The organism is Actinocorallia lasiicapitis (genome assembly GCF_054778695.1).
In genome coordinates this window covers 1-3,463 of sequence record NZ_BAAGZI010000513.1, presented here as the reverse complement: position 1 = coordinate 3,463, position 3,463 = coordinate 1, and the positions used below count along the sequence as shown (strand labels likewise).

At 72.1% G+C, this 3,463-nt stretch carries 3 protein-coding genes; 2 read left to right on the top strand and 1 reads right to left on the bottom strand.

Annotation, left to right across the window (positions count from 1 at the left end; all coding sequences use genetic code 11):
* On the bottom strand, positions 1 to 774 hold a 774-nt coding region (locus tag ACYVE7_RS31280; RefSeq protein WP_460369827.1), incomplete at its 3' end, for an AarF/UbiB family protein.
* Between the two features lie 100 nt (positions 775 to 874).
* On the opposite strand from ACYVE7_RS31280, the gene ACYVE7_RS31275 reads away from it, so the two are divergent.
* Together ACYVE7_RS31275 and ACYVE7_RS31270 are read left to right on the top strand one after the other, a co-directional pair.
* Positions 875 to 2,218, top strand: a complete 1,344-nt coding sequence (locus tag ACYVE7_RS31275) for an ABC1 kinase family protein (RefSeq protein WP_460369825.1) — start codon at positions 875 to 877, stop codon at positions 2,216 to 2,218.
* A 52-nt stretch (positions 2,219 to 2,270) separates the two neighbouring features.
* Positions 2,271 to 3,463, top strand: a 1,193-nt coding sequence (locus tag ACYVE7_RS31270) for an MFS transporter (RefSeq protein ID WP_460369823.1), incomplete at its 3' end; no start/stop codon positions are given.

Genomic DNA, 3,463 nt, shown 5'->3' with positions numbered 1-3,463 from the left:
GGCGCCGGGGACCGCGGCGAAGCCGGTCGCGTCGCGGGACGACAGGCCGTCGAGGGGGGCGGCGAACAGGATCGAGGGGCGCGGCCCTTCGGCGGGGACGGCTCCGGCGAGCGCCGCCGACGGGACGGCCGCGACCAGCTCGGCCACGTTCAGGGCCTCGTTGCGCAGATCGGTCTGCTCGACGGCCTGACGGGCGGCCGACCTCAGCACGTCGAGCGGTCTGATCTGGCTGAGCGGCGGCATGAGCTGGGCGGGCAGCAGCAGGGTCGCGGCCAGCCTGATGTCGGATTCGAGCCGGTCGCGGATGCCGGGCCGCGCCACCCGGAAGATCGCGGAGCTACCGTCGTCGAGGACGACCTTGTGGAGCTGGCTGAGCGGCGAGACGGCGAGCGGCTCGCAGTCCAGGGAGGCGATCCGGCCGGGGAAGTCGCGGCGGAGCACCCGCCAGACCGTGTCGGCGCTGAGCGGAGCGGGTACCACGGGACGGTCGCGCAGCTCGTCGACGAGGAAGCCGGGGGCCATCCCGTCGGACTGCTCGATCAGCCGTGCCACCTCGGCCGCCGACGGGCCGAGCACGGCGAGCTGCTCGCGCAACCACCCCGACACCAGGTCCTTGGGCGCGGCGCCGAGGCCGCCGGTGAGCAGCCTGGCCGCCCAGCGGGCCTGGCCGAGCGGCAGCGCGAGGGCCTGACGGGCCGTGTGGACCAGCGGGATCCGGCCCGGACGGGTCCAGTCCGCGGCCTCCAGGGCGAGGAGCTCGTCACGCGTCGTCATGGCCCCGAGCCTAGATCGCGTTCGGCGTGACCTGCAACATATCGACACGTTTGTTGCAATGAACTAACTTCCACGGAGGACCCCACGAAAGGGAACACTTATGATCTTCCGCGGACCGTATGCCGACGGCCCCACCGCGAGCGATCTGGAGGTCGACGCCCCCGCGCTGCGCGGTTTCGGCCCGCGCGACCTGGGCCGGCTGATCGTGATCGCCGCGGTGATGACCGTCAGCATCGGCTCCGCGGTCCGGCGCGGCAAGAAGGGCAAGGGCGTCTGGGACGGGGTCGTCACGGGGTTCGAGCGGCTCGGGCCGACCTTCGTCAAACTCGGCCAGCTCATCGCCTCCTCCCCCGGCCTGTTCCCCAAGCCGCTCGCCGACGCGGCGCTCCGCTGCCTGGACGAGGTCCCGCCGATCGACCCCGAGGCCGCGCTGGCCGCGATCCGCGAGGACCTCGGCGACCCCGACGAGATCTTCAAGTCGTTCGACCGCACCCCCCTTTCGGCGGCCTCCATCGGCCAGGTGCACGCCTGCGTCCTGCGCGACGGCCGGGAAGCGGTCGTCAAGGTGCAGCGGCCGGGAATCCGCGACCGGATGGCCCGCGACCTGCGGCTGGCGCATCTGCTGGCGCGCGCCGCCGAACGGGTCACGGTGCACGCGCGGCGCGTCAAGCCGACCGCGATCATCGAGGATCTGCACGCCGTCACCTTCCAGGAGCTGAACAGCGCCCTGGAGGCGCAGCGGCAGCACGAGTTCCGCGAGAACCTGCACCGGTTCGGCGACAACACGATGGTCACCGCCCCGGAGATCTACTGGGACTACTGCGCGCCGCGCGTGATCTGCATGGAACGCATGTACGGCACCCCGTTCGACGAGTCGGCCGCGCTGCGCGAACGCGGCCTCGACGGGCCCGAGCTGCTGCGGCACGGCGTCAAGGCGTGGGCCGAGGCGTGCCTGATCCACGGGCTGTTCCACGGCGACGTCCACGCGGGCAACCTGTGGGTGCTGGACGACGGCCGCACCTGCTACCTCGACTTCGGGATCATGGGCCAGCTCGACCCCGACTGGCAGCAGCTCCTCAAGGACTTCTTCTACACCGCGATGTTCGACCTCGACTTCACCCGGATCGTCAAGGGCTACCGGCGGCTCGGGATCATCCCCGAGAGCATCGGCACCGACGCCGAGATCGCGATGCGGATGCAGCTCGTGTTCGGCCCGCTGCTGCGGACCGGGCTGAAGAACGTCAGCCTCGGCAAGACCATCGTGCTGCTGTTCGACATGGCCAAGCAGTACGAGGCCGAGACGCCGCGGGAGCTCGTCCTGGTGAGCAAGCAGCTCGTCTACTTCGAGCGCTACTCCAAAGAGCTGGCCCCCGACTGGGTCCTGTTCACCGACCGCTCCCTGGTCACCAACATCTTCCCCGACGCCCTGACCGCGTCGGTTTAGCACCTGGCTTCATCGGTTCTTCGCGGGGCGGGCGTCGGCTGACATAGGGCGCATGAAGCACTCCCCCGTCATGCGCACCCTGTCCGCGGTGACGCTCGTGAACACGCTCGGCAACGGCATGTTCATGACCGTCAGCGCCCTCTACTTCACCCGGGTCATCGGCCTGTCCGTCGCCCAGCTCGGGCTCGGGCTGGCGGCCGCCGGGCTCTGCGGCGTGGCCTCGGGCGTGCCGCTCGGGCGGCTGGCCGACCGGGTGGGGGCGCGCCGGCTGCTGATCGTCCTGTTCGTGATCGAGGCGGGGCTGGTCGCGCTCTACCCGCTGGCCGGTTCGTTCCCCGCGTTCCTCGGGCTGGTCTGCGCCGCGACCTTCGTGGAGCGCGGCGCGAACGGCGTGCGGCTCGCCGTCGTCATGATCGCCCTGCCGCCGGACGAGCGGGTGCGGGGCCGGGCGTTCCTGCGCGTCCTCACCAATGTGGGGATGGGCGCGGGCTCCGCCGTCGCGGCGCTGGCGCTGCACGCCGACACCCGGGAGGCCTACACGGCCGTCATCCTCGCCGACGCCGTCACGTTCGCGGTCTCCGCCGTCCTGCTGCTCCGCCTGCCCGTGACACCGCCCGCCCCGGCGCAGGGCAAGGAGGCCCCGGCCCGCGACCCGCTGAAGGACGGCCCCTACCTGCTGATCACCCTGATCTGCGGGGTGATGATGCTCCAAGCGGGCATCCTTGAGGTCGGCCTGCCGCTCTGGATCGCCGACCACACCGACGCCCCGACCCCGGTCGTGGCGGCCGCGTTCGTCCTCAACACGGCGCTGGTCGTGGCGTTCCAGGTCCGGCTGAGCCGGGGCACCGAGCATCCGGCGCGCGCCGCGCGCGTCAACGCCCTGGCCGGTCTGCTGCTGGCCGTCGCGTGCCTCGGCTACGCGCTCACCTCGGGCCGGGGCGCGGTCGCCGCGACCGTCCTGCTGCTGCTGGTCACCGCGGTCTACACGGTCGGCGAGATGCTGACGGCCGCGGGCGGCTGGGCCCTGTCGATGGAGCTGGCCGACGACCGCGCTCCCGGCGCCTACCAGGGGGTCTTCAACAGCGGTTTCACGGCGGGCGTGCTGCTGGCCCCCGCCCTGGTCACCGCGACCGCCCTGGACCACGGCACCGCGGGCTGGGCGTTCCTCGCGGCCCTGTTCCTGGCGACCGGGCGCAGAGGTTCCGGAACGTCGTCGAAGAGTCCGGGCCAAGGTTTCGGGGGGTT

Coding starts and splice junctions, on each gene's coding strand:
- ACYVE7_RS31275 (WP_460369825.1), top strand. CDS start 875: ATGATCTTCCGCGGACCGTATGCCGACGGCCCCACCGCGAGCGATCTG.